A 23,521-nucleotide genomic window follows, 5' to 3' on the forward strand; every position below is an offset into this window, starting at 1 on the left:
TCTGTGACTGTCTAAAAACTCACAACTTTTTCATCACACAACAAGCTAGGAGCTCAATATGCCACGCAGCATGCTGGTAACGCCGGACCTGCAGACGAAGGAAATGGACATTGATCTGTCGGAGGCCGCCGACGTTCTGGGCGGTAGCGAGCAGGATCGCCTGCACGTGGTTTTCGTGGAGAGTGGCCTGACCGTCGCCGCGATTTACTCCTCCGACGCACGCAAGGCGGAGAACCCGGAGCCGAACCCGCTGGCTTCCATGGGGCGCAAGGAGCAGGAGACCGGCGACTCCAGCTTCATCTCTGACCCGGCTCGCGCGATCCTCGGCCCCGTGCTGTTCGTCGGCGACGAGGGAGCAGGGCTGACCGACGAGGACATCGAGTCCATCCACAACGGCATCCGCGCAGTTGAGAACTACAAGGAAGACAACGCCAAGGATTACGAGCTGTGGTACAACGCGGTGGTTAACCTGACCAAGGGGGTCTAGCTCCGGGGATCTAGCACCGGGGTTGGTTGAGCGTTAGCACTTGCGAGGGTAGAGTGCCAGATAGGTTGTTTGACTCACAGTTGTTCACCCGCGACGACGGCTGTATCTGGAAAACCAACCGGCACAACAGTTCACAAGAGTGAAACCTACAGCTCGAATACACGGAGGTATTCAATCGTGGCTAACGTCAACATCAAGCCCCTTGAGGACCGCGTCCTCGTCCAGATCGTCGAGGCGGAGACCACTACCGCATCCGGCCTGGTCATCCCGGACTCCGCTAAGGAGAAGCCGCAGGAGGCCACCGTCATCGCTGTCGGCCCCGGCCGCTGGGCAGATGACGACGACCGCATCCCGATGGATGTGAAGGAGGGGGACACCGTCGTCTTCTCCAAGTACGGCGGCACCGAGCTGAAGTACAACGGCGAAGAGTACCTGCTGCTGACCCAGCGCGACATCCTCGCTGTCATCGAAAAGTAAGCGGGTAGCTGCATGTCAAAACTCATCGCATTTGATCAAGAGGCCCGCGAGGGCCTGCAGAAGGGCGTAGACGCCCTGGCGGACGCGGTGAAGGTGACCCTAGGCCCGCGCGGCCGCAACGTCGTGCTGGACAAGGCCTTCGGTGGCCCGACCGTAACCAACGATGGCGTGACCATTGCGCGCGACATCGACCTGGAGGATCCCTTCGAGAACCTGGGTGCCCAGCTGGTTAAGTCCGTTGCCATCAAGACCAACGACATCGCCGGCGACGGCACCACCACCGCTACGCTGCTGGCACAGGCTCTGATCAACGAGGGGCTGCGCACCGTGGCAGCCGGCGCCAACCCGATCGCCGTGAACCGCGGAATCGCCCAGGGCACCGAGCGCGTTGTGGAACTGCTGCGCGAGCTGGCGCAGCCAGTTGCGGACAACGCCGCCATCGCCAACGTCGCCACCGTTTCTTCCCGTGACGAAAAGATCGGCGCCATGGTTGCCGATGCTTTCGACAAGGTGGGCAAGGACGGCGTGGTGACCGTCGAAGAGTCCCAGTCCATCGAGGACGAATCGATCGTCACCGAGGGTGTTTCCTTCGACAAGGGCTACCTGTCTCCGTACTTCGTTACGGACCAGGAGACCGGCCACGCAGAGCTGGAAAACCCGCTGATCCTGCTGGTGCGCGAGAAGATCTCCTCCCTGCCGGACTTCCTGCCGGTGCTGGAGAAGGTTGCCAACTCCGGTAAGCCGCTGCTGATCGTCGCCGAGGACATCGAGGGCGAGCCGCTGCAGATGCTGGTGCTGAACGCCATCCGCAAGTCGCTGAAGGTCGCGGCCGTGAAGTCTCCGTACTTCGGCGACCGTCGCTCTGCGTTCATGGACGACCTGGCTATCGTCACCGGCGGTACCGTCATCGACAGCGAGCTGGGCCACAAGCTCTCCGAGACCACTCTGGAGCAGCTGGGTTCTGCCCGTCGCGTGAACATCACCAAGGAAGAGACCGTGCTGGTCGACGGTGCTGGTTCCGCCGAGGCCGTCGAGGAGCGCCGCAACCAGATCCGCAACGACATCGAGCGCACCGATTCCTCCTGGGACAAGGAGAAGTTCGAGGAGCGTCTGGCGAAGCTGTCCGGCGGCGTGGCCGTCATCCGCGCCGGTGGTGCTACCGAGACCGAGGTCAACGAGCGCAAGCTGCGCATCGAGGATGCGATCAACGCTGCACGTGCCGCCAGCCAGGAAGGTGTAATCGCCGGTGGCGGCTCCGTGCTGGTGCAGATCGCCGCTGAGATCGAGGAGCTGTCCCGCCAGGCAGAAGGTGACGAGGCCATCGGCCTGCGTTCCCTGGCTCGCGCTCTGCGTCGCCCGGCATACTGGATCGCCGACAACGCCGGCCTGGACGGCGCCGTTGTGGTCTCCAAGATCGCCGAGCAGCCCAACGGCTCGGGCTTCAACGCCGCCACCCTGGAGTACGGCAACCTGCTGGAGCAGGGCATCATCGACCCGGTGAAGGTAACCCACTCCGCTGTGGTTAACGCCACCTCCGTCGCCCGCATGGTGCTGACGACTGAGACTGCCGTGGTGGACAAGCCGGCCGCTCCGGCTGCCCAGGCAGGGGCACACGCTGGCCACGCCCACTAGTGGGATAGCCGCTGTAGCCCGCTGCTAGGCAGCGCAGCATTAAAGGGAGAGGGATAGTCCCTCTCCCTTTATTCTTTGTGCACCCAGTCGGCTGCTAGGAGGCTACGCGGCGGTTGCGGTTGCGAGAAGTGGGGCGCAGGATAGCGTCGCGCTCGGACTCGCTGAGGCCGCCCCAGATGCCGTAGGGCTCGCCCACGCTGAGTGCGTGGTTGCGGCACTGCTCAATCACCGGGCACTCACGGCAGATGGCCTTGGCGCGGTGCTCGCGCATGGCACGGGCACGGCCACGCTCGCCATCCGGGTGGAAGAAGACAGAAGAATCAGCCCCGCGGCATGCGCCATGGAGTTGCCATTCCCAAGTCGAAGAAGCAGGTCCCGGAAGCTGGCTGGGCTGTGGCATTAGGTGGTTACTCCTCGTGAAAAGTCAGATGCTCACTTGTAGTGACGTCTGAGAGGTTCCAATCCTTAAATGAACTCTAAGTAAAGAACGAGTGCCTTTTGGGTATCCAAAACCTGTTCCGACATACCTATTTCACACAGCGGTAGCCGCCTACCTGCGGGAATGCGGCTAGTTGAACAATGGATTAACTTGTTTCTACGCCACGCCTAGATTCCCCCAAAGGGGGTTAAAAAATTCGCTGCTTGCTGCCATCTTCCCGTGATCTTGCTGGGGGATTGCCAAATAAGGCTGCCAGGAAGGTTGAGGTTAGCTGAAAAACCAGAGCAAAAATGGGAACATGTTTCAGGTTTGTTCCATTGCATCCGCGTGAGGAGTAATCGAACAGTCCCCTTTTTAGTCGATCTGGGGCTGTCGGCGCGGTGTGATAGTTTCAATCCACATTGATAAAGACGTTGATAAAGACGTTCGAGCATTTGACGGAGTAGAGGCGATGGCTGCAGACCAGGAAACCGACGAGGAGATTCGAGATCTCCTCCCGGCGGCCATTGATCAAGACCGTCGTGCAGTTAATCGTCTTATTCAGCTGATCCACCCAAAGGTGGTTCTCTTCTGTCGCGGCAAGCTGAGCATGAATGGCTACCCCACGCCCGATGACGTTGCACAGGATGTCTGCATTGCGGTTGCTAAGGCTCTACCCGGGTATGAGGATCGTGGGGCACCGTTTATGGCCTTCGTCTACCAGGTGGCGCGAAACAAGATTACTGACGCCTACCGTTTCCAACAGCGGGACGTATCCGATCCGACGGAGGAGCTGCCAGAGGAAGAGAGTTTCCAGGATTTACCTGAAGAGGTGTACTTAAGCCAAGATTCATGTAACGATTTGGCTAGGAAGCTCGATATTCTTAGTGAGAAATCACGAGAAATCCTTCTTCTTCGAGTTATTCACGGCTACTCCGCAGAGGAGACTGCGGAGATCGTGGGTTCGAAGCCAACGGCCGTTCGCGTAGCTCAGCACCGCGCGGTTATGAAGCTAAAGAAACACGGAATTATTCAACAGTAGGCAGCTACCTTCGGGTAGTTCAGGAAAGAAAAGAGCTCAACAGCCATGGCGCAGAATGACGGCTTCCGGGAGGGCGAGGAAAACTTCGCTTCCATCCTGGATGTAGATCGCATCCTTGATGCGATCGGCCGCGGCGAGGCGATTCCGGAAACGGAAAACTTTGACTCCAACGACCCTGTTATCGCGGATCTAGTTGCGCACCGTGAGGAGCTCTACCGGGATATTCCGCCCGCGCCGGACGTAAGCTTCCTGTTTGCGGAAGACGGTGGCGAAGAATCTGAAGCTGAAGCGGCTGAGGCAGCTGAGGGTGCCAACAACAGTTCGCGTCTGCTGCGCACCAGCGCCAAGGCGGCCGCTGCCGGAGGTATTTCTCTGACCAGCATGCTGATCGCCGGCGGAGTGGCCGCCGCTATCGCTGTGGGAGGTCTGGGATACGCTGCCTACTCCAGCTCGCAGGGTGCGCACGTGAAGCGCGAGACCGTGGCAGAAGAGGATGCTGTCGAGGCGGAGGGCTCCAACAGTCTTGCTGAGAGCTCCGCTGGCGGGCAAGGTGGCGTCCTCAGTGAAGAGAGCGTCGCAGACGAGCAGAGCCGCGGCGAACAGGGCGACCGTAAGTCCAAGGGCGAGCAGCGCCAGGAGGAAAAGAGCAAGCCGAGCAAGGCTGCCACGAAGAGCTCCAAGGCTCCTGAGGCGCCGGCTGGGGAGGCGATCCCAACGACCACCATCCTGCTCGGTGGAACGGAAACCCCTGGAGGGGCGGAAGCCCCTGGGCAGCTGGGGCCGGCGATGCCGATGGGTGCCCCGGCACCGACGAACCCCACTGATACGACGTCGAAAACGACGACTTCGAAGACCCAGAAGCCAAGCGAGCCTGCGTCGCCCCGTCAGGATCGACCTACCCCGACCACGGGCGGGCCACGTAACCCGGAGTCGCTGCCGGTGCTCACCGACTACAACGCCCCGCGCGCGGAAGGTAGCTAACTACTTCCCCCAGAGGAACGGCGGGCGCAGACCGTGGAACGCGAAGTCGATCGCGTCCGCGTATCCCAGGCAATAATCCCAGGTCACATAATCATTCGGGTTTGGCTGCGCTGACGGCTCGTGCACCGGCACAAGCTCGTTGTTCAACATCGTGCGAATATTCGACTCGATGATGTCCCAGTCGTAGAAGTGACTGTCCTCGCAATCCTCACACAGCATGGTGATCCCGCGTACCCCGCGCGGCTCCAACAGCTTGCGGAAATCACGGACATTCTGCAGATCCTCCCGCAGAGCCTGAACCTCATCGGGAGACAACGGCGGAACGGCCTCATCAAACTCGTCGGGATCCAGGAACGACGCAGGGTCGTTCGGATCATCGGCGAAAGGGTCCGGCGGCATCTGATCGTGGTTAAAGCTCACACCAACACCGTACCCTGTGGCCGGTCATGCAAGGCAAGAGCATCACCTCACCGCAGACTGGTGAATGAAACGCGCCTAAACTGGTGAATGAAAGTCGCTCAAACTGGTGAATGAATTGCTGATAAAGTGGGGAATGAAACGGTGGTAAACTGATGGATCAAGTGAAAGCGGCTGGTGAGGATGGCTGTGGAATATCTTCCTAGAGTTGAAGATCAACGGCTGCAGAGTGCCTTAGAGCGTGCCGGTGGAGTGCTCATCGAAGGGCCGAAAGGTTGCGGAAAGTCCGCGACGGTACGCCAGGTGGCGGGCAGCCTCGTGCAGGTGGATACGGACCTTAATCTAGAGACGCAGCTCAACACCATGCCAGACCTGGCGCTCAGCGGCGCCACTCCCCGCGTTTTCGACGAATGGCAGGAGGAGCCCCGACTATGGAACCTAGTGCGGCATGAGATTGACCGGCGCCAGGCACCGGGGCAATTCATCCTTACGGGCTCAACTGCGCCGGGGGAGGAGAAGTCCCGCCACTCCGGGGCGGGAAGAATAGCCCGGTTGCGAATGCACACCTTCAGCTTCTACGAGTCTGGCCATTCCAACGGTGCTGTGTCCCTTTCGAAGCTGGTGGAAGAAGGCGAACTGGCGCACAACAGTGAAACTGTGTTGGATATCCGAGGAGTCATCGACCGTATGGCCCACGGAGGTTGGCCTGGAAACCGACATTTTTCTACAACTGCGGCTCAGGAAAACCTGCGTAGCTACGCAGAGACCGTGGCGCACGTAGACATTAATGTCACCGACGGCAAACGTCGGGACCCCGTGAAGGTTCAGGCGCTCCTGCGCTCCCTGGCGCGAGGGGTGGCGACAGAGCAGTCCATTAGCGCGATCGCTACTGATATTGATATTGATCGAGCAACTACCAGGGAGTACCTCACCACGCTACAGCGGATTTTCATTGCCGAGGAGCAGCGTGCCTGGTCTTCTCATCTGCGCTCGCGTGCCAGCCTCCGCAAGGTGCCGAAACGGCACCTCGCGGATCCTGCGCTGGCTGCAGCTGTGCTGGAGGCATCTCCGGAAAAGCTACTGCAGAACCTTGAATACGCGGGCCAGATGTTTGAATCCCAGGTGGTACACGATCTGCGTGTGCTCACAGGGCGGCAGATCTTCCACGCCCGTGATGCATCCGGGCTAGAGGTAGACGCGGTCTTTGAATTAGCAGGCAGAACGGTGCTTGTGGAGGTTAAGTTGGGGCAGAGTTCCCAAGTGCTGGATAGAGCTGCACAAAACCTCCAAGCCTTCGCCGATAGATTTGCCTGGGACACTCCTCCGCTGTTGCTGATCGTTACGGGAGGGAACTTGAGCGTTCGGCTTCCCAGTGGCGCATTCGTCACCTCGCTGACCCACCTGGCGCCGTAGTACGCGCCCCGCCGCTACCTAACCCCGGCACACAAAAACGCGCTGCAAAGGGTTATTCTGTAGTACATCGGCGAAAAGACGGCGAGAACTCCCAGGCACCCAAGCCCTGGTAAGGAAGCGCCGCAGAATTTTCTAGAGGAAGGTCGGGCAACCTGTGACGAACCCAGAGATGAACGCGAAGATTTACCCAGTTTCCACCGGCGGCGACGACCCCAACAAGGTTGCACTGGTTGGACTTACTTTCGATGACGTCCTGCTGCTGCCCGCCGCTTCCGAGGTGATCCCCTCCGGCGTGGACACCTCCACGAAGTTCACTCGCAACATTGACCTGAACATCCCGGTGGCCTCCGCCGCCATGGATACCGTCACCGAGGCCCGCATGGCCGTCGCCATGGCCCGCCACGGCGGCATCGGCGTGCTGCACCGCAACCTGTCCATCGAGGACCAGGCACAGCAGGTGGAGATCGTCAAGCGCTCCGAAGCTGGCATGATCACCGACCCGGTTACCGCCTCCCCGGACATGACCATCCAGGAAGTAGATGATCTGTGCGCCCGCTACCGCATCTCCGGACTGCCGGTCGTGGATGACGAGGGCGTGTTGGTCGGCATCCTCACCAACCGCGACATGCGCTTCGAAAGCGACTTCAGCCGCAAGGTCTCCGAGGCCATGACCCCCATGCCGCTGGTCGTCGCCCAGGAAGGCGTGTCCGCCGAAGCTGCCCTGAGCCTGCTTTCCGAGAACAAGGTAGAGAAGCTGCCGATCGTCGACGGTGCTGGCAAGCTGACCGGCCTGATCACCGTCAAGGATTTCGCCAAGCGTGAGCAGTACCCGCTGGCTGCCAAGGACTCCTCCGGTCGCCTGCTGGCCGCCGCCGGTATCGGCACTGGCGAGGATGCCTGGACCCGCGCGGGCAACCTAGTGGATGCAGGTGTGGACGTGCTGATCGTCGACACCGCCCACGCTCACAACCGCGGCGTGCTGGACATGGTCTCCCGCGTGAAGAAGGAGTTCGGCGACCGTGTGGACGTCGTGGGCGGCAACCTCGCTACCCGCGAGGCAGCGCAGGCCATGATCGAGGCCGGTGCGGATGCCATCAAGGTCGGCATCGGCCCGGGCTCCATCTGCACCACCCGCGTCGTCGCGGGCGTTGGTGCCCCGCAGATCACCGCCATCATGGAGGCAGCCGTCCCGGCCAAGAAGGCGGGCGTGCCGATCATCGCCGACGGAGGTATGCAGTTCTCCGGCGACATCGCCAAGGCACTGGCGGCTGGGGCGTCCACAGTAATGCTGGGCTCCATGCTCGCCGGATCGGCCGAGACCCCCGGTGAGATCGTGACCATCAGCGGCAAGCAGTACAAGCGCTACCGCGGCATGGGCTCCATGGGCGCCATGCAGGGCCGTGGCCTGACCGGCGAGAAGCGCTCCTACTCCAAGGACCGCTACTTCCAGGCCGACGTGCAGTCCGAGGAGAAGCTGGTGCCGGAAGGCATCGAGGGTCGTGTGCCGTTCCGCGGCTCCATCGGCTCGATCCTGCACCAGCAGGTCGGTGGCCTGCGCGCTGCCATGGGCTACACCGGCGCAGCGACGATCCCCGAGCTGCACAACGCACGCTTCGTGCGCATCACTGGCGCGGGCCTGCGCGAATCGCACCCTCACGATGTGCAGGGCATCATGGAAGCGCCGAACTACAACCCGAACCGCTAAAGCACGCCTTTAAGGAGCAATCCAGCCATGCAGGAATACGTTGACATCGGACGTGGGCGCGCTGCCCGTCGGGTGTACGGCCTGAACCAAATCGACATCGTGCCGTCCCGACGCACCCGCAGTTCGCACGATGTGGATACGTCGTGGAAGATCGACGCTTATTCCTTCGATATCCCGGTGATGACGCACCCGACCGACTCGATCGTCACGCCCGAGTTCGCCATCGAGTTTGGTCAGCTGGGCGGCCTTCCGGTGATCAACGCCGAAGGCCTCTGGGGTCGCGTCGATGACTTGGACGCAGCCCTGCGCGGGGTTGTTGAAGCTGCTCGCAAGGCTGAATCCGCGCTATTCGAGGAGGATGACGCCGCCTCGGACTCAGAGATCTTCGGCGCCAACGCGGAGCTGCAGCGCCTCCACTCCCTGGACCTGAACGTGGACCTGCTGCAGGAACGGCTGAACCAGGTGCGGGAATCCGGCGTGCGCTTCGCCGTCCGCGTGTCCCCGCAGAATGCCCGCGAGCTCGCGCCAGCGCTGATCAAGTCCGGCATGGACCTGCTGGTGGTTCAGGGCACCCTGGTCTCCGCGGAACACGTGCACCGCGACGGCGAGCCGCTGAACCTGAAGGAGTTCATCGGCAGCTTGGACATCCCGGTGATCGCCGGTGGCGTGGTGGACTACACCACCGCCATGCACCTGATGCGCACCGGCGCGGCGGGTGTGATCATCGGCTCTGGCCACACCACCAACAACGATTCACTGGGCATCGACGTGCCAATGGCCACCGCCATCGCCGATGCGGCCGCTGCGCGCCGCGACTACCTGGACGAAACGGGCGGCCGCTACGTCCACATCATCGCCGACTCCTCGCTGCGTAATTCCGGTGACGTAGCTAAGGCCATCGCCTGTGGCGCGGATGCCGTATCTCTGGGGCTTCCCTTGGCCACCGCTGCTTCCGCAGGTGCTCCGAACTGGTACTGGCCGTCCACGGCGGGCCACCCGAAGCTGCCGCGCGGCCTGGTGGAAGAGGTAGGCCTGGGCGACGAGCCGCTGCCGTTGAAGGAGCTGCTGTTCGGCCCAACTGCCAACCCGGTTGGTGGAGAGAACATCATTGGCGCCCTGCGCCGCTCGATGGCTAAGTGTGGATACACGGACATCAAGAGCTTCCAGAAGGTCGACCTAGTCGTTCGTTAGTCGTCCGTTAATACAGAAAGACACAACTGATCTGAATGAAGATTTCCCAGTGGTGGCAGCGCACAACTGACCGGTTGCCGATGCAGCTAGCGGTGCTTTCGTGGGCGTCAATAGTAATCGGCGTGGTGGGCATCATCGCCACGATCGTGCTCTACCTCGGCTACCAGCCGCAGCATGGCGACGAGACTGTGAAGATGAACGTCGGCGCGACCGGCGTGATGGTGGGGCTGTACTTCTTCGCGTTTGCGCTGTTTGGGACGATGATTATCCAGGGGCGCACGTGGGGTGTGTCCGGGCTGGTGCTGACGCACATCACGCTGGTGCTGATTACGATTACGGTGATCCAGTCTGGTGTGTTCTGGCTGGCTATGATCCTCGGCGTGGTGGCGGTGGTATCGCTGGCTCTGATTTTCTCCCCGCAGTCGATGGACTGGTACAAGCAGCGCTTCACGGACGGTCGCGGCTAGCTAGCGACCGGTGTGCCCCGTGGCGCGCAGGTGCGTTAGAGTTAGGGGCGTGACTCAACAAGACCCAGCTGCCGCCGCTCCACGGCCCGTACTTGTCGTGGATTTCGGTGCGCAATACGCACAGCTCATTGCCCGCCGGGTGCGCGAGGTGAACCTGTACTCCGAGGTCATCCCGCACACCATGCCCGCCGACGAGGTTGCCGCGAAGAACCCTGCGGCCCTGATCTTGTCCGGTGGACCTTCTTCTGTTTATGCAGATGACGCCCCCTCGCTCCAGCCGGGACTGCTGGAGCTGGGGGTGCCGGTATTCGGCATCTGCTACGGCTTCCAAGCAATGACCCAGGCCATGGGTGGAACCGTGGCAAAGACCGGCCTGCGCGAGTACGGCCGTACCGAGCTGCAGATCCAGCCGGAGGCTGGCGTGCTGCACGAAGGTATGGGGGATAGCGAGCAGGTGTGGATGAGCCACGGCGACTCCGTCTCTGAAGCGCCGGAGGGCTTCACCGTGACCGCCCGCACCGAGGGTGCGCCGGTGGCCGCCTTTGAGTGCCCGGAGAAGCGCATGGCGGGCGTGCAGTACCACCCTGAGGTGCTGCACTCTCCGAAGGGCCAGGAGGTGCTTCGCCGCTTCCTGCTGGAAACCGCTGGGCTGGAGCCAACCTGGACCGCAGGCAACATTGCCGAGCAGCTGATTGAGCAGGTGCGCGAGCAGATCGGCGACGAGGGGCGCGCTATCTGCGCCCTGTCCGGTGGCGTGGATTCCGCTGTGGCGGCCGCGCTGGTGCAGCGCGCGATCGGTGACCGTTTGACCTGTGTGTTCGTAGACCACGGTCTGCTGCGCGCCGGTGAGCGCGAGCAGGTGGAGAAGGACTTCGTTGCCGCCACTGGCGCGAAGCTGGTGACGGTGGACGAGCGCGAGGCGTTCCTGCAGAAGCTGGCCGGCGTGACTGAGCCGGAGGCTAAGCGCAAGGCCATCGGCGCGGAATTTATTCGCTCCTTCGAGCGTGCCGTGGCGGGTGTGCTGGCCGATGCTCCGGAGGGGTCCAGCGTGGACTTCCTGGTGCAGGGCACCCTGTACCCGGATGTCGTTGAATCCGGCGGCGGCACCGGCACCGCGAATATCAAGAGCCACCACAACGTCGGCGGCCTGCCGGACGACGTGGAGTTTGAGCTGGTGGAGCCGCTGCGCCTGCTGTTCAAGGACGAGGTGCGCGCCGTGGGTCGCGAGCTGGGCCTGCCGGAGGAAATCGTGGCACGCCAGCCGTTCCCGGGGCCGGGTCTGGGCATCCGCATCATCGGCGAAGTGACGGAGGATCGCCTGGAGACTCTGCGTGCCGCTGACGCTATTGCCCGTGCTGAGCTGACCGCCGCGGGCTTGGACGATGTGATCTGGCAGTGCCCGGTGGTTCTGCTGGCGGACGTGCGATCCGTGGGTGTGCAGGGCGATGGCCGCACCTATGGCCACCCGATCGTGCTGCGCCCGGTATCCAGTGAGGATGCGATGACGGCCGACTGGACCCGCATTCCTTTCGACGTGTTGGAGAAGATCTCCACGCGCATCACCAATGAGGTGGAGGAAGTAAACCGCGTGGTGCTGGACGTCACCAGCAAACCGCCGGGAACCATCGAGTGGGAGTAAGGGCGGTTTTTCGCCCGGCTTAGAGGTTTTTTAGAGGAAACTTCCGAAATACTGATTTTGCATCGCTAACTAGGCTATGCTTTAGCGCAAAGTCGTTTGCAGACCCATGCAAAGTTGATCGAAAGGTGTTCCTCTATGGCTTCTAAGTTTGTTCGTAGCGCAACCGCTATTGCCGCAGCATCTGCACTGGCTTTCGGTGGCGTAAGTGTTGCATCCGCCGCGCCGGCTGGTTCCCTGGGTGGCCTGACTGGCTCCCTAGGTGGCAAGAAGGATCTGGACGTCCCGCAGGGTGACAAGGTCAAGCTGGGCAACGTGGGTGGGCCGGCCTGGAATGTTGACGTGTACAAGCAGGTTCATGGTGCAACCACCGTTGCTCCGGGCGCTACTGTGAAGACCCGTGTTTTGATTCAGGGGGTGAAGGGTAAGACCCGCATCGACGAGATCCTTGAGTGGATGCCAAAGGGCTTCAAGCTGGTCAAGGTTGAGCGTATTAAGGGTGGTCTGCTGGGTGACGGTGTCCACGAGCTGGGTCAGGGCGAGTACGCGGTTACTGAGAACAAGGATCGGACCGAGGTTCGCGTTTCTTGGGAGGAGGGTCTGCTGATTAAGCAGAAGCCTACCGTCGATACCGCCACTCCACTGCTGCTGGACTTCACTTGGAAGGCTCCAGAGAAGGAAGGTACCTACAAGAACGGTGCCGGCGCTAAGGTCGGCGCTGCTGTGAACAACAACAAGGTCTTCGACAATGGCACCCCGATCGTAGTGAAGAAGGGGGCAGCTCCGGCCGGCTCCGGTGCTTCCGGTAGTCTGTCTGGAAGCCTCTCTGGCTCCTAATAGAAGCTGAAATAGTTTTTCGGCCCGCACTCCCCAAGCGCCGGGGAGTGCGGGCCGTTTGCTTGCGCGCAGTGCTCTTTGAGCGCTACTTCTTCTTGGTTTTGTCGATCGGCTTGATGTGCGCGGTGCCGTCGATGTGTGGGTAGATGAACCAGGTGTACGCGCTGGCGATGACCCACATGATGGCCATGAGAACCCACGAGCGCGTATTCAGTAGCGGGAGCGCCATCAGTGCGATCCATAGTGGGAACAGGGGTGCGACCTGCGCTGCGCTGGTGCGGTAGCGCTCGCCACGCTTTTCCACCTCTGCGCGTACCTGTCGGCGGTAAGGGTGGCTAAACGTCAGGAGTAGTGCCGCGCCGACGTTGAGGATCAGCACGATCACTTGAAAGCCGGGCGCGAGCGGCGCGACCATAATGCCCACTGCCAGGCCGAAGAGTGCCGAGGCGGCGGCGCGCACGGGCGTGGGCGGGGCGATGACGGGCTCGTTGCGGTTTGTTGGGCTCATGGTTGCCCATTTTAGGTGACGCCACCTTCTCCGCCCCTTTCAACCTGCGTCTTTGTTTCTGCGCTTGACGCTGCTGCGCGGGGAGGGATATATTCGACCCCAGCAAGTTAGAACAGGTGTTCTAATATGTGTTGCGCGCGGGGTAGCCCTGTACGAGGGCGCTGATAGAACATGCGGTGTCGGAAAAGAGGGAAGGGAGGTGGCAACCATGGCGCAGTCTGCAGGGGAATCTGCGGCGCAGGCGACGATTGCCAGCTTGCGGCGTAAGATGCAGCAGATCGAATCCGGGGGAGCTCCGATGGCCAGCGCCTCGAGTGCGGCGGTGCTGGGATCGGCGCCGGTGGGGAAGGGGGCGTCACAAAGAAAAGAATCACAAAGAAGAGACAGCGTGCGTGTCGCACCGGTTCCGGCGTGGCTGGCCGAGCACCTGCCGGGTGGCGGGGTGGCGCGTGGGCAGGCAACGCAGATTTCGGATTGCCCGGCGGTGCTGGTGGATGTGCTGGCGCACCTGACGGCGCAGGGGATGTGCGTGGCGGTGGTCGATTATCCGCGGCTGGCGATCGCGGCGGTGGCGGCCGCTGGCGGCGACGTGGAGCGACTGGTGCTGGTGCCGGATTCCACCCCGCACACGGCGGCAGTGCTGGGCACGCTGGTGGAAGGGATGGATGTGGTGCTGTTTGCGGCGGGTGGGCAGCTCGGCAAGCAGGGCGGTGGCGGGGCCGTGAGCTCGACCGTAGCGCCGACCTTCGCGCGACCCGTGGAGGCGCGGCTGCGGAAGAGCGAATGTGCCTTGCTGGTGTGTGGGAAGGCGTGGTCGCAGGCCAGGATGCACGTGGAGCTGCAGGTATGCGGTGTGCTGGGGCTGCGTCGCGGGAGTGGGCGCATCCGTGCCGTGGAGGTCGCGGGGCGCGTGTGGGGTAAGGCTCAGCCGCCGAGTGCGGTGCGGGCGACGATTGGTGCAGAGGATGTGATTGGTGCAGAGGGCATAGAGAGCACAGTGGGCACAGCGGGCACAGTGGGCACAGAGGATACGGCACATGCGTACTCCGGATAGCGCGGTGCGGGTGGCGCCTGCAACCCACAACAGGCGGGTGGCAGTGCTGTGGTTCCCGGATTGGCCGGTGTACGTCCAGGCGCAGTCGCGCGGGTGGGACGTGCTGGCGCCCGCCGCAGTGATCGCCGATTACCGGGTGCTGGCCTGCAATGCGGCCGCGCGCGCCCAGGGGATCAGGATTGGAATGAAGCAGCGGCATGCCCTGGCGGCGTACCCGCAGCTGAACATCGCGGCGGACGATCCCACCCGGCAGGCCTCCGTGCACGAGGACGTGCTGGCCGCGCTGCAGGACGTCAGCGCGGTCGTGGAGACCCTACGGCCCGGACTACTTGCCTTCCCCGTAGATGCACTAGCCAGGTACTACGGCGACGAGGCCAGTGCGGTGGAGAAGCTGCTGGATGCCGCCGCGCGGATACACGCCGACTGTCTGGCCGGCGTGGCCGATGACTTGGTCTCGGCGGTATGGGCGGCCCGGCTGGGCAAGAGTATCCCCGTGGGCGGCAGTGCGGAGTTCATCGCGGAGCTGCCGATCAGCGTGCTGAGCATCGAACCGGAGCTGCGCGCCCCCGCACACCTCAGCGCCACCTTGCAGCAGCTGGGGCTGCGTACGATGCGCGACTTTGCCGGATTGCCACGCGCGGACGTGGCCGTGCGCTTCGGACAGGAGGCCGTGGAGTGGCACCGCATCGCCAGCGGGCACGTCGACCGGGATGTTGCACCCCGGCGGCACCGGGAAGACCTCGAGCTGCGCTACGAGGCTGACGAGCCCATCGCGCGTACAGAAACCGCCGCATTCATTGCCCGGCACGTGGCCACTGCGCTGCACAACAAGCTCTTCGCCGCCGGCGAGGCCTGCCTGCGTCTGGCCGTGCGGGCCTACCTGGAACCCCCGGTGGGATACACCGGGCCGACCGTCATCGAGAGGCTGTGGCGCTGCCGCGAACCGCTCTCGGAACAGGACACCGCCCAGCGGGTGCGCTGGCAGCTCGACGGCTGGCTCACCCGGCTGCGCGCCGGGGTGGGGACGGCTGGCGGAGCTACCGGAGAGGTCGACGAGGCCGACTGGGCGGACAACACCGTCGGGGTGACGTGCATCGAGCTTGTACCCGTGGAAACCGTCCCGGCGGGCAGCCTGGCTGCGCCACTGTGGGGCGGGCCAGATGAAGGCATCCGCGCCGCCCGCGCCGCCGCCGGGCGGGCGCAAGCACTGATCGGCATGAACCGCGTGCTCCGTCCCATCCACCGCGGAGGCCGTGCCGTAGCCCGGCGTATCGCCACCGTGCCCTACGGCGAGGACGACCCGGAGGAGGTGACCGCCCTGCCGACCCGCCAATGGGAAGGGCAGCTGTTGCCCCCTCTGCCAGGGCTGATCGGTTCGCCAAACAGTGATAATGGCGCCCCCGGTGCCAGCGGTCGCAACTCCGGCGGCCGTGGCCCCAGCGAACGCAATCCCAGCGCCGCGCATCCAGCAGCGCGGCTGGCGCTGCTGGACCGCCAGGGTGATGCCGTGTACGTCACCGGCCGCGGGCTGATGAGCTCCCCGCCGGAAACCCTGCAATGGGGCGCCCGGCGGCTCCGCATCACCGGATGGGCCGGCCCCTGGCCGGTCGACGAGCACTGGTGGGCCGAGGGGAAGCGCTACGCCCGGCTGCAGGTCGCAGCCCGCGAGGAAACCCGCGAAGAAACCCATAGTGAGCCCCACAGCGGACACCGCAAGGATGCTCCGAAAGACCACGCATTTCTGCTGGTATGCAAAGGGAAGCAGTGGCGGATCGAAGCGACTTACTAGCCCGCCTGTAGCTTCCAACTTGGTACTGTTGTAGGCATGCCTACAACTAGAAACGCGCAGGCCGGACAGCCCGAAACTGGGAAGCCCGCCACTCAGACCTCCGGCGGAATCTACGCGGACATGTGCTCCCAGCGGACCGATGAGGCTCTCCCCGGCACCGCCAAGCCGGGCAAGATCATCCTCGCCCTCGAGTTCGTCACCAACTGGGGCCACGACATCCTCGACGGCACCGCGCTAGGGGAGGAGCTCACCGAGAAGGTCGAGAAGTTCCTCAAGGACAACGGCGCTCAACTGCAGTTCATCCGCCGCCCCGGCCGCGAAGGTCAGCAGCGCGCAGCCAGCTCCACCCGGCAGCTATACATCAGCTGGGCCGAAGGCTACGGCGACGACCCCACTCCCATCCTCGAAAGCCTGCAGGTCTCCGGACCTGAGGCGCTGCTGGACCTCGACCTCAGCGCCCCCGGCGCCGCCGGAGGACAGCGCATCGACGGCCCACTGCTGCTGGTGTGCACCCACGGCAAGCGCGACAAGTGCTGCGCGGTCTTCGGCCGCCCGGTAGCCGACGAGCTCACCGCCAAGTACGGCCAGATGGTCTGGGAATCCTCCCACACCAAGGGCCACCGCTTCGCCCCCTCCATGATCCTGCTGCCCCACAACTACTCCTATGGACAGCTCGGCACCGCCGGCGCCAGCAGCATGCTGGAGCGCGCCAAGCAAGGCGAGCTGTGGATGGAGGGCTGCCGCGGCCGCGGAGTCTGGGACCCAGTCGGCCAGGCCGCGGAGCTGGCCGTGGCGGAGAAGCTGGCCAGCGAAGGCCGCCACGTCAAGCTCGCCAGCATGCGCGTGACCAAGCCGGAAGCGGCCGGAGACGCAGACGGCACCACCGAGGTGCGCGTCGTGACCGTTGCGGCGGAAGCGAACCCAGAAGCGGGTGCGGAAGCGAACCCAGATGCAGGTACAGAACAAGAAATCACGGTCCGCCTGAGCGCGCACCCAGGCGGAACCTCCGTTCCCTCCTGCGGTAAGAAGCCCAAGCAGACCGTGACGTGGGTCGCGGAATTCTAAACGCAAGACGAAACCCCGGGGCAGTTCACTCACTGAACTAGCACCCGGGGTTTCGCGCTCTCTAGCAGCGCGTGCTGACTAGCGGCGCATGATCTTCTTCGACAGCCAGTTTCCGCCCAGCTGCGCGATCTGCACGATCACGATGATCACTGCGACGGTCGTCCACGTAACGGCGTCATTAAACGAGCGGTAACCGTAGACAATCGCGAAGTCACCCAGACCACCTGCACCGATGTAACCAGCCATGGCGGACATATCCACGATGGCGATGAACATGAAGGTGAAGCCCAGGATCAGCGGGCCCAGCGCTTCGGGGATAATCACCGTGAAGATGATCTTCAGCGGCGAGGCGCCCATCGCCTTGGCGGCCTCGATCACGCCCGGGTCGATCGCCACCAGGTTCTGCTCGAAAATACGCGCAGCGCCGAAGGTGGCGGCGACGACCATGCCGACGATGGCCGCTTCCGTACCGATACGGCTCTGCACCACCAGGTCCGTCAGCGGGCCGATCGCCGTCAGCAAGATGATGAACGGGATCGGGCGGATGAAGTTCACCAGGAAGTTCGTGATCCAGTAGACCACCCGGTTCTGCAGAATGCCGCCCTTGCGGGTGGTGTACAGCAGCAGGCCGATGATCAGGCCCAGTACCGAGGAGATCAGCAGCGTGATCGAGACCATGTACAGCGTCTCGAAAATCGCCTTCTGGAACGTGTTGCCGTAGCGGTCCCAATCCATTTGCGCGAGGGTCATCGTGTTCATCAGATCTCCTCAATCTCGGTGGAATCCTGCATGTGGCCGTGGAATTCCTCGATCGCCTTTTCGCCGTCGGCATTGTGGGCCGTCAGGCGCAGGGTAAGGCGGCCGAAACTGTGGTTCTGGAGGGTGGTGACGCCACCGTGGACGATGTTTACCGTCACTCCTGCAGCGGACAGCTTCGAGATGGCATCGAAAAACCCGATTCCCTCGGCCATGGTCACAGTGAAGAGACGACCGTTTTCGGACTGCAGCGCCTCCGCCTCGACCATGTCGGGGGTGTTGCGCAGCGAGGTGGCCACGAAGTTGGCGGCAGTCTTCGTCTGCGGGTTGGAAAATACCTCGTAGACGCTGCCCTGCTCCACGATGCGGCCGTTTTCCATCACGATCACGGAGTCGGCGATGGAACGCACAACCTCCATCTCGTGGGTGATCACCACGATGGTGATGCCGAGCTCGCGGTTCACTTTACGCAGCAGCTCCAGCACGTCGCGGGTGGTGGAGGGGTCCAGCGCGCTGGTGGCCTCGTCGGCCAGCAGCAGGCTGGGGTTGGTGGCCAGCGCGCGGGCGATGCCGACGCGCTGCTTCTGGCCACCGGACAGCTGCTCCGGATAGGCCTTGCCCTTATCGGACAGGCCGACGAACTCCAGCAGTTCCTTGACGCGCTCTTCCCGCTGCTGCTTGGGCATGCCCTGCAGGCGCAGTGGGTAGGCGACGTTACCTGCCACGTTGCGGGAGGAAAACAGGTTGAACTGCTGGAAGATCATGCCGATATCGCTGCGCAGCTTGCGCATCTGCGATTCCGGCAAGGGAACGATGTCCTGGCCGTCCAGCAGGATCTGCCCGCTGGTGGGGCGGTCCAGGCCGTTGATCTGCCGGACAAGGGTGGACTTGCCGGCGCCGGAGTAGCCGATGATGCCGACGATGGAGCCCGCCGGGATCTGCGTGTTGATGTCCTGCAGGGCGTGAATTTCCTTCTTGCCCTGCTTGAAGACCTTCGTCACGTCACGGAAGACGATCTCCGTGCCGGTACTGCCGGTACTGCCGGCAGCGCCGGTGTTGCCGGCGCTGGGCTGGTCGACGCCAGGTTGTGCGTCTGTAGCCATAGGGAACCTCTTTTAAGAGTTGGGGTTAGTAGTGCCGATTGGGCCTACTTCTTGATCTGGTCCTCAGTGTCCTTCAGAACCTTAGCCAGCTCCTCCGGGCCCATCTGGACCTGGACGGAGGTGCCCTTGGACTGCTCGTTCAGTGCATCCTGAACGTCCTTGGAGTGCCAGACCTCAACGAGCTTCTTCAGATCCTCGTCGTCCTTGTTCTCCTCGGTGGTGACGAAGGCGTTGATGAACGGCTTGGCGGACTCTGCCTTCGGGTCATCCTCGACGATGGCGGACTTCGGGTCGATGTTGCCGCGCTCCAGGAAGGAGTTGTTGATGACGGCCGGGGTGCCGTCCTTGTAGGCGGTCACAGTCTGGGCGGCGTCCACCGGGGTGACCTTGACCTTGGACTTACCCTCGTCGATGTCGGCCGGGGTCGGGGAGAGGATCTTGTCATCCTTCAGCTTCACCAGGCCAGCGGATGCCAGCACGTGCAGGGCGCGGCCCTGGTTGGTCGGGTCGTTCGGGATGGCAACCTCGCCGGCTTCCTCGATGTCCTTGACCTCGCTGTGGTCCTGGTAGTACACGCCCAGCGGGATGATCTCGGTGGCGCCGATCGGCACCAGGTTGGAGTCGTTGTTGACGTTGTAGTCAGCCAGGAACATCAGGTGCTGGAAGTTGTTGACGTCGATCTCGCCGTCGGCCAGCGCGCGGTTCGGCAGGCTGTAGTCGCCGAACGGAACCAGTTCAACGTTCAGGCCTTCTTCCTTGGCCTTTTCCTCAAACACCTGCCACTGCTTCTGGCCCTGGTCGGTGGTGCCGACCTTGATCGTGTCGTCGTCACCGCCGCAGGCGGTCAAGCTGAAGGCCATAACTGCTGCAGCTACACCGGCTGCTACTTTACGGCGAAGGGACATGGGATCCTCCTGGATAGTCATGGGGCCCGGTGCTCTGTCGAATGTCCGGGCTGAACTGTGCGATTAAAGTAGCACTCTAAACCAGAATGAACAACTTAGTCTAGTCTCAGTTTTGGCCGCCCTTGAGGGGAGTTTGCCCACTCTGGCGAATAATAGAATGGGTGTTCTATAATCGCTCTGTGTCTGTTGAACCCCGCGACCCCGCCGGCGAGCCGAACCCTGCGCCCCGCCGCACGCTACGCAAGCCGCAATCCAGGAGCTTTTCGCAGGGCCGGCCGCTTAGCTGGGCGCAGCTCGAAAGCGTGCTATCCGGCAGGGGGCCAGGACTGCGGAACCTCCGCGCGGTCGGAGTAGGGGAAGGCCAGCAGCGCATCACGTCGCTCGGCCCTGCGGAGGCGGATGGCACTGGGGCCGAAGGGGCGTCACGAAAAGGAATAACCACCCCCTTCGCAGAGCTCCACGCCTGCAGCGCCTACAACTTCCTACGTGGCGCGAGCCAGCCCGAGCAGATGGTTGCAACGGCTTGTGAACTGGGGCTAAGCGCGCTTGCGTGCGTGGATCGCGACGGTTTCTACGGGGCGGCGCGCTTCGCTACGGCGGCGGCGGAGAGCGAAACGGACCTCGCCACGGTATTCGGCGCGGAGCTGAGCCTCGACGTGCCACTCACGGTGCTGTGCAAGGGGCGCGAAGGCTACACGCGGCTCAGCCGGGTTATTTCGGACGCCCGCATGGCCGATCCGGACAAAGATTCCGTCCGGTACCCCAGCCTGCCCCAGCTGGCAGAGGCAGCCGGCGGCCACTGGCTAGTACTGCTGGATTGGCGCTGGGCGGACGCACGGCTCGTGGACATCTTCGGCGCGGACAACGTCGTCGTGGAGCTGCAACACACGATGAACCCCGCCGACGCCGACCGCAACGAGCGCCTCCATACCCTGGCAGTGCGCCACGGCCTACGCGAGATCGTCAGCAGTGCCCCGGCGTGCGCCACCCCTAAGCACTCCCGGCTGGCTGGGGCGAAGGCCGCGCTGCGCGAGCGGAAAGACATGGCGGCCGCGGAGCCGACCACCCACCCGGTCGGCGGCTCGTGGCTGCGCTCGGGCGAGGAGATGCTGCAGCTCGCGGGCGATTGCGAGTGGCTGGCGCGCGCCGTGGAGACCACCGTGCAGGTTGCCGAAGAATGCGCCTTCACGCTGGATCTTGTCGCGCCGAACCTGCCGCACTTCCCCGTGCCGGAGGGGTACACGGAAATGACCTGGCTGCGCGCCATCACCGAGCGCGGCGGGGCGCAGCGCTACGGCCCGCGCGGTTCTTCCTCCGCCGCCAACCAGGCCTGGGCCACCATCGACCGCGAGTTGGAAACCATCGAGCAGCTGGGGTTTCCCGGCTACTTCCTGATCGTCCACGACATCGTTGCCTTCTGCCACGAGAACAACATCTTTTGTCAGGGGCGAGGGTCCGCGGCGAATTCCGCGGTGTGCTTTGCGTTGGGGATCACGACGGTGGACGCTGTGGCCTCCGGCCTGCTCTTCGAGCGCTTCCTCTCCCCGGAACGCGACGGGCCACCCGACATCGACCTCGACATCGAATCCGGGCGGCGCGAGGAGGCGATCCAGTACGTGTACTCCCGCTATGGCCGCGAGAACGCCGCGCAGGTGGCGAACGTGATCACCTACCGCCGCCGAGGCGCCACCCGCGATGCCGGACGTGCCCTCGGCTACGCGCCGGGCCAGATCGATGCCTGGACCCGCCACCCGGAACAGACCCCCGACGCCGTGCAGCACTTAGCCGAGCAGATGCTGGACCACCCCCGCCACCTGGGTATTCACTCCGGCGGCATGGTGATCTGCGACCGTCCGATCGCGCAGGTCGTGCCGACGGAATGGGCGCGGATGGAAGGCCGCTCGGTGGTGCAATGGGACAAAGACGACTGCGCGGCCGTGGGGCTGGTGAAGTTCGACCTGCTGGGGCTGGGCATGCTGGAGGCGCTGCACCACGCGGTGGATCAGGTGCGCGCCCACCGGGGGCGGGAGGTGGAGCTGTGGCGGCTGGACCCCACGGAGCCGGAGGTCTACGCGATGCTCTCCCGCGCGGATGCGGTGGGAGTGTTCCAGGTGGAATCTCGCGCGCAGATGTCCACCCTGCCGCGACTGAAGCCGCGCACCTTCTACGACCTCGTGGTGGAGGTCGCGCTGATCCGCCCCGGGCCCATCCAGGGCGGCTCCGTGCACCCCTATATTCGCCGCCGCAATGACCTGGAGCCCGTGACCTTCGACCATCCGTGCCTGGAGCCCGCGCTGACGAAGACCCTGGGCATCCCGCTGTTCCAGGAGCAGCTGATGCAGATGGCCGTGGATGCCGCGGGCTTTAGCGGCGCCGAGGCCGATACCCTGCGCCGGGCGATGGGATCCAAGCGCTCGCCGCAGAAGATGGAGCGGCTGAAAAAGCGCTTCTACCAGGGATTAGAGGCGAAGAACGGGATCCGCGGGGTAGTGGCTGACCGGTTGTGGGACAAGATCGTAGCCTTCGCCAGCTACGGCTTCCCGGAATCACACTCGCAATCTTTCGCCTCCCTGGTCTACTACTCCGCGTGGTTCAAGTACCACTATCCGGCGGAGTTCTGCGTGGCCCTGCTGCGCGCCCAGCCGATGGGGTTCTACTCGCCGCAGTCCCTGCTGGCCGACGCGCGCCGACACGGCGTGGAGGTTCTTCCCGTGGACGTGAACGCTTCGGACGTGCAGGTGGATGCGGTTGTTTCCTTAATGACGCCCCCACGTACCAACCGGCCCACGGGAGTTCACGGGCTAGGCCGGGGGACCGGCGAGCCGGTGGGGCAGATCCGGCTGGGGCTCAGCGGGGCGGGCGGGGTGAAGGGGATCTCCGCAGAGGTGGCAGAGCGCATCGTGGAGGCGCGCGAGCGGATCGGCCGCTTCACCAGCGTGGAAGACCTATCCCGCGAAGCTGGGCTGACCGTGGCTCATGTGGAGAAGCTGGCGCGGGCGGGGGCTTTGGGGAGTCTCGGGCTAACCCGCCGCCAAGCCGTGTGGGCCGCCGGGGTGGCGGCGACCGAGCGGCCGGGAATGCTGCCGGGGACGTCCGGCGTGCATGCGCCGGCGTTGCCTGGGATGAGTGCGTTTGAGATGGTGGCGTCCGAACTAGCGACAACGAGCGTGACGACGGCCGAGCATCCGGTGCGTCTGCTGCGCGAGTACCTGAACGAGTGGCATCTACGCCCTGCACCGCGCGGTACACACCCCGGTGATGTCGCCCCGCGCGGTGGTGCGGCGGTGGTGACGGCCGATAGCCTGCTGCGCGTCCCCGATGGCACGCGGGTGCGCGTCGCGGGCGTGGTGACTCACCGGCAGCGCCCCGCAACCGCAGGTGGGGTGGTATTTTTCGGTCTGGAGGACGAGACTGGGCTGGCGAATATTGTGGTCTCGCAGGGGCTGTGGTCGCGGCAGCGGGCGGTTGCGCTAAACGCAAAGATTCTGGTCGTGCGGGGGATTGTCCACAACGCAGAGGGGGCGGCCACCGTGACGGCGGATCTGCTGGAACAGGTGGAGACTCAGCTGCGGCCGGCCGGCGAGATCGCGGGAGCACACGCGGGCTCGCGGGATTTCCGCTAAGTCGGCGCTTCTCGC

The 23,521-nt window shown here is 63.8% G+C and carries 21 protein-coding genes; 15 read left to right on the forward strand and 6 right to left on the reverse strand.

Annotation, left to right across the window (positions count from 1 at the left end; all coding sequences use genetic code 11):
• The first annotated feature begins 58 nt into the window (after positions 1 to 58).
• The 3 genes from L8V00_RS01295 (at position 59) to groL (ending at position 2,596) form a co-directional block, all read left to right on the forward strand.
• Positions 59 to 487: a hypothetical protein gene (locus tag L8V00_RS01295; RefSeq protein WP_035003066.1), complete on the forward strand. Its 429-nt coding sequence runs from the start codon at positions 59 to 61 to the stop codon at positions 485 to 487.
• Between the two features lie 177 nt (positions 488 to 664).
• A complete protein-coding gene (gene groES, locus L8V00_RS01300) occupies positions 665 to 964 on the forward strand; it encodes a co-chaperone GroES (protein ID WP_011274097.1) in 300 nt (99 codons plus the stop codon).
• Positions 965 to 976: 12 nt separating this feature from the next.
• Positions 977 to 2,596 carry a chaperonin GroEL gene (groL, locus tag L8V00_RS01305; RefSeq protein ID WP_049049767.1) on the forward strand — a complete coding sequence of 540 codons (1,620 nt, stop codon included), beginning with the start codon at positions 977 to 979 and terminating at the stop codon, positions 2,594 to 2,596.
• Positions 2,597 to 2,690: 94 nt separating this feature from the next.
• Here the strand turns inward: groL and L8V00_RS01310 are convergent, their stop codons facing one another.
• Positions 2,691 to 2,996 (reverse strand): WhiB family transcriptional regulator, encoded by a 306-nt coding sequence (locus tag L8V00_RS01310; protein ID WP_005291806.1) that lies wholly within the window; start codon positions 2,994 to 2,996, stop codon positions 2,691 to 2,693.
• Between the two features lie 490 nt (positions 2,997 to 3,486).
• Between L8V00_RS01310 and L8V00_RS01315 the strand changes: the two genes are divergently transcribed.
• Positions 3,487 to 4,056: a sigma-70 family RNA polymerase sigma factor gene (locus L8V00_RS01315; RefSeq protein ID WP_269944071.1), complete on the forward strand. Its 570-nt coding sequence runs from the start codon at positions 3,487 to 3,489 to the stop codon at positions 4,054 to 4,056.
• 45 nt (positions 4,057 to 4,101) lie between these two features.
• On the forward strand, positions 4,102 to 5,037 hold the full coding sequence (locus L8V00_RS01320; RefSeq protein ID WP_049049769.1) for a hypothetical protein: 936 nt from the start codon (positions 4,102 to 4,104) through the stop codon (positions 5,035 to 5,037).
• Here L8V00_RS01320 and L8V00_RS01325 read toward each other — a convergent pair whose 3' ends face one another.
• Positions 5,038 to 5,436, reverse strand: coding sequence for a DUF5319 domain-containing protein (locus L8V00_RS01325; RefSeq protein ID WP_034985018.1), 399 nt, complete (start codon positions 5,434 to 5,436; stop codon positions 5,038 to 5,040).
• Between the two features lie 270 nt (positions 5,437 to 5,706).
• Between L8V00_RS01325 and L8V00_RS01330 the strand changes: the two genes are divergently transcribed.
• The 6 genes from L8V00_RS01330 to L8V00_RS01355 all read left to right on the forward strand — a co-directional run bounded on the left by L8V00_RS01330 (position 5,707) and on the right by L8V00_RS01355 (position 12,703).
• Positions 5,707 to 6,867, forward strand: coding sequence for an ATP-binding protein (locus L8V00_RS01330; protein ID WP_269943991.1), 1,161 nt, complete (start codon positions 5,707 to 5,709; stop codon positions 6,865 to 6,867).
• Positions 6,868 to 7,036: 169 nt separating this feature from the next.
• Positions 7,037 to 8,572, forward strand: coding sequence for an IMP dehydrogenase (guaB, locus tag L8V00_RS01335; protein ID WP_049049852.1), 1,536 nt, complete (start codon positions 7,037 to 7,039; stop codon positions 8,570 to 8,572).
• Between the two features lie 27 nt (positions 8,573 to 8,599).
• Positions 8,600 to 9,763, forward strand: coding sequence for a GuaB3 family IMP dehydrogenase-related protein (locus L8V00_RS01340; RefSeq protein WP_035003074.1), 1,164 nt, complete (start codon positions 8,600 to 8,602; stop codon positions 9,761 to 9,763).
• A gap of 35 nt (positions 9,764 to 9,798) precedes the next feature.
• Positions 9,799 to 10,230 (forward strand): hypothetical protein, encoded by a 432-nt coding sequence (locus L8V00_RS01345; protein ID WP_269943992.1) that lies wholly within the window; start codon positions 9,799 to 9,801, stop codon positions 10,228 to 10,230.
• Between the two features lie 49 nt (positions 10,231 to 10,279).
• Entirely contained in the window at positions 10,280 to 11,869 is a 1,590-nt protein-coding gene (gene guaA, locus L8V00_RS01350) for a glutamine-hydrolyzing GMP synthase (RefSeq protein WP_269943993.1), read from the forward strand.
• A 135-nt stretch (positions 11,870 to 12,004) separates the two neighbouring features.
• Complete coding sequence (locus tag L8V00_RS01355) at positions 12,005 to 12,703, forward strand: hypothetical protein (RefSeq protein ID WP_269943994.1); 699 nt, start codon at positions 12,005 to 12,007, stop codon at positions 12,701 to 12,703.
• An 85-nt stretch (positions 12,704 to 12,788) separates the two neighbouring features.
• Here L8V00_RS01355 and L8V00_RS01360 read toward each other — a convergent pair whose 3' ends face one another.
• Positions 12,789 to 13,211 carry a hypothetical protein gene (locus L8V00_RS01360; protein ID WP_269943995.1) on the reverse strand — a complete coding sequence of 141 codons (423 nt, stop codon included), beginning with the start codon at positions 13,209 to 13,211 and terminating at the stop codon, positions 12,789 to 12,791.
• Between the two features lie 208 nt (positions 13,212 to 13,419).
• Here L8V00_RS01360 and L8V00_RS01365 point away from each other — a divergent pair, with 208 nt between their 5' ends.
• From L8V00_RS01365 to L8V00_RS01375, 3 genes are read left to right on the forward strand one after another with little or no spacing between them, the layout of a single operon-like run.
• Positions 13,420 to 14,265, forward strand: coding sequence for a hypothetical protein (locus L8V00_RS01365; protein ID WP_269943996.1), 846 nt, complete (start codon positions 13,420 to 13,422; stop codon positions 14,263 to 14,265).
• The gene (locus tag L8V00_RS01370; RefSeq protein WP_269943997.1) at positions 14,249 to 16,054 is read left to right on the forward strand and encodes a Y-family DNA polymerase; all 1,806 of its coding nucleotides are present in this window, start codon (positions 14,249 to 14,251) and stop codon (positions 16,052 to 16,054) included. Before L8V00_RS01365 ends, L8V00_RS01370 begins: the two co-directional genes overlap by 17 nt.
• 36 nt (positions 16,055 to 16,090) lie before the next feature.
• Positions 16,091 to 17,119, forward strand: a complete 1,029-nt coding sequence (locus L8V00_RS01375) for a sucrase ferredoxin (protein WP_269943998.1) — start codon at positions 16,091 to 16,093, stop codon at positions 17,117 to 17,119.
• A gap of 78 nt (positions 17,120 to 17,197) precedes the next feature.
• On the opposite strand, the gene L8V00_RS01380 is transcribed toward L8V00_RS01375, so the two are convergent.
• Genes L8V00_RS01380 through L8V00_RS01390 form a run of 3 tightly spaced genes read right to left on the reverse strand, consistent with a single transcriptional unit; the run spans position 17,198 to position 19,883 of the window.
• Positions 17,198 to 17,878, reverse strand: coding sequence for a methionine ABC transporter permease (locus tag L8V00_RS01380; RefSeq protein WP_034984925.1), 681 nt, complete (start codon positions 17,876 to 17,878; stop codon positions 17,198 to 17,200).
• Positions 17,878 to 18,978 carry a methionine ABC transporter ATP-binding protein gene (locus L8V00_RS01385; protein WP_035003087.1) on the reverse strand — a complete coding sequence of 367 codons (1,101 nt, stop codon included), beginning with the start codon at positions 18,976 to 18,978 and terminating at the stop codon, positions 17,878 to 17,880. The genes L8V00_RS01380 and L8V00_RS01385 overlap by 1 nt, the downstream gene beginning before the upstream one ends.
• A gap of 44 nt (positions 18,979 to 19,022) precedes the next feature.
• Positions 19,023 to 19,883 (reverse strand): MetQ/NlpA family ABC transporter substrate-binding protein, encoded by an 861-nt coding sequence (locus tag L8V00_RS01390; RefSeq protein WP_034985012.1) that lies wholly within the window; start codon positions 19,881 to 19,883, stop codon positions 19,023 to 19,025.
• A 302-nt stretch (positions 19,884 to 20,185) separates the two neighbouring features.
• On the opposite strand from L8V00_RS01390, the gene L8V00_RS01395 reads away from it, so the two are divergent.
• Positions 20,186 to 23,506: an error-prone DNA polymerase gene (locus L8V00_RS01395; RefSeq protein WP_269944072.1), complete on the forward strand. Its 3,321-nt coding sequence runs from the start codon at positions 20,186 to 20,188 to the stop codon at positions 23,504 to 23,506.
• Positions 23,507 to 23,521: the final 15 nt, after the last annotated feature.

The sequence above is a fragment of the Corynebacterium evansiae genome, from assembly GCF_027570065.1.
In the GTDB taxonomy this organism is placed as follows: domain Bacteria; phylum Actinomycetota; class Actinomycetes; order Mycobacteriales; family Mycobacteriaceae; genus Corynebacterium; species Corynebacterium evansiae.

What these genes read in the sequence shown, in the direction of transcription:
- L8V00_RS01310 (WP_005291806.1), bottom strand. Translation starts at nt 2,996, where the DNA reads ATGCCACAGCCCAGCCAGCTTCCGGGACCTGCTTCTTCGACTTGGGAA.
- L8V00_RS01295 (WP_035003066.1), top strand. Translation starts at nt 59, where the DNA reads ATGCCACGCAGCATGCTGGTAACGCCGGACCTGCAGACGAAGGAAATG.
- L8V00_RS01340 (WP_035003074.1), top strand. Translation starts at nt 8,600, where the DNA reads ATGCAGGAATACGTTGACATCGGACGTGGGCGCGCTGCCCGTCGGGTG.
- guaB (WP_049049852.1), top strand. Translation starts at nt 7,037, where the DNA reads ATGAACGCGAAGATTTACCCAGTTTCCACCGGCGGCGACGACCCCAAC.
- L8V00_RS01315 (WP_269944071.1), top strand. Translation starts at nt 3,487, where the DNA reads ATGGCTGCAGACCAGGAAACCGACGAGGAGATTCGAGATCTCCTCCCG.
- groL (WP_049049767.1), top strand. Translation starts at nt 977, where the DNA reads ATGTCAAAACTCATCGCATTTGATCAAGAGGCCCGCGAGGGCCTGCAG.
- L8V00_RS01345 (WP_269943992.1), top strand. Translation starts at nt 9,799, where the DNA reads ATGAAGATTTCCCAGTGGTGGCAGCGCACAACTGACCGGTTGCCGATG.
- L8V00_RS01360 (WP_269943995.1), bottom strand. Translation starts at nt 13,211, where the DNA reads ATGAGCCCAACAAACCGCAACGAGCCCGTCATCGCCCCGCCCACGCCC.
- L8V00_RS01380 (WP_034984925.1), bottom strand. Translation starts at nt 17,878, where the DNA reads ATGAACACGATGACCCTCGCGCAAATGGATTGGGACCGCTACGGCAAC.
- L8V00_RS01370 (WP_269943997.1), top strand. Translation starts at nt 14,249, where the DNA reads ATGCGTACTCCGGATAGCGCGGTGCGGGTGGCGCCTGCAACCCACAAC.
- L8V00_RS01385 (WP_035003087.1), bottom strand. Translation starts at nt 18,978, where the DNA reads ATGGCTACAGACGCACAACCTGGCGTCGACCAGCCCAGCGCCGGCAAC.
- L8V00_RS01365 (WP_269943996.1), top strand. Translation starts at nt 13,420, where the DNA reads ATGGCGCAGTCTGCAGGGGAATCTGCGGCGCAGGCGACGATTGCCAGC.
- L8V00_RS01355 (WP_269943994.1), top strand. Translation starts at nt 12,005, where the DNA reads ATGGCTTCTAAGTTTGTTCGTAGCGCAACCGCTATTGCCGCAGCATCT.
- L8V00_RS01375 (WP_269943998.1), top strand. Translation starts at nt 16,091, where the DNA reads ATGCCTACAACTAGAAACGCGCAGGCCGGACAGCCCGAAACTGGGAAG.
- L8V00_RS01390 (WP_034985012.1), bottom strand. Translation starts at nt 19,883, where the DNA reads ATGTCCCTTCGCCGTAAAGTAGCAGCCGGTGTAGCTGCAGCAGTTATG.
- L8V00_RS01325 (WP_034985018.1), bottom strand. Translation starts at nt 5,436, where the DNA reads ATGCCGCCGGACCCTTTCGCCGATGATCCGAACGACCCTGCGTCGTTC.
- L8V00_RS01320 (WP_049049769.1), top strand. Translation starts at nt 4,102, where the DNA reads ATGGCGCAGAATGACGGCTTCCGGGAGGGCGAGGAAAACTTCGCTTCC.